The sequence below is a fragment of the Desulfonatronospira sp. MSAO_Bac3 genome (assembly GCF_003838035.1).
Classification (GTDB): Bacteria; Desulfobacterota; Desulfovibrionia; order Desulfovibrionales; family Desulfonatronovibrionaceae; genus Desulfonatronospira; species Desulfonatronospira thiodismutans.
Genome location: NZ_QYZY01000080.1, coordinates 1 through 1,120, shown reverse-complemented (window position 1 = coordinate 1,120; position 1,120 = coordinate 1). Strand labels below are relative to the sequence as shown.

The window sequence follows — 1,120 nt, the reverse complement described above, 5'->3', positions numbered from 1 at the left end:
GGTTGATTTTTTATCCATATTTCCGGTCCTGGGATCTGTGGGGAGGTTTCCCGGCAAACCTGGCCGGGATTGCCGTGCTTCAGAAATATATGGCGGACAGTATTGAAGGTGTAAGCCCAGGCCCTATTCTTGCTTCATCCAAAGGCCTGCATATTTATGGCTACGCCGAGGAACTGGCCAGAATCAGGACTTGCAGAAAAGACACCCCTTGAGCCTCATAACTGCTTTTTAGACTTGTCCGCTTATGCCTTGAGCCCCATCCATTTATAGATAAGCTTCAGATCCAGGCTGGATCGGACCTGCTCAGCCAGGCGGTCCAGGGCCTGGTCCGGGTTGTAGATGCAACAGATACGCCCTTTGGGCGTCAGTCCTTTGCGGCTGCGCAGGCTGTCGATGAACCAGCGTCTGAATTCGTCGGCATCGAAAATTCCATGCAGGTAAGTACCCCAGACCAGTCCGCTTTGAGAGAGAATCCCCTCATTTTTCCCGTCAGGAAGCCGCAAGAGCGGCCGGCCCCCGAGACGGCTGACTCCATGGTGGATTTCATAGCCCAGGACATTGAGTCCGGACTGTATATGAGTGGCCTCCACCCGGGTCAGGGTTTTCTGGTGGGCCATTTCCGTATAAATATCCAGAAGGGCGGCGGCCTGCACTTTCTGTCCCGGGGATTCCAGCTCAAAGGGGTCGCTTATTTCATTGCCAAGCATCTGCAGCCCTCCGCAGATGCCGATTATCTCCACCTTCTGCTCAAAGCCAAGTCTGGATATGGCATCTTTGAGCCCGGTCTGCTGCAGCCAGGCCAGGTCCTGGAATACATTTTTGCTGCCGGGGATAATAACTGCATCCAGTCCCTGCAGGTCTTGAGGAGAACGGACTGTTTCCAGGTTTACGTCCGGTTCCAGACGCAGGGCGTCAAAATCGGTGAAATTGCTTATGTGGGGCAGATCCGCTACGCCCACCCGGACACAGTCTTCTGCCGGGCCGTTCTGGTCCTTAATACCCTCCTTCCAACCCACTGAATCCTCGTCCGGCAGATCTAAGTTCTGCAAGTAGGGCACCACTCCCACCACCGGCCTGCCGGTGTGCTGCAGGGTCAGTTCAAAGGCGTTTCCCAGCAGGG

The 1,120-nt window shown here is 55.2% G+C and carries 2 pseudogenes; one reads left to right on the top strand and one right to left on the bottom strand.

The window, feature by feature from the left end:
- Positions 1 to 212, top strand: a pseudogene (locus tag D5S03_RS02950) (thymidylate synthase); the annotation flags it as partial.
- Positions 213 to 242: 30 nt separating this feature from the next.
- Here the strand turns inward: D5S03_RS02950 and D5S03_RS02945 are convergent.
- A pseudogene (locus tag D5S03_RS02945) lies at positions 243 to 1,120 on the bottom strand (cobyric acid synthase); the annotation flags it as partial.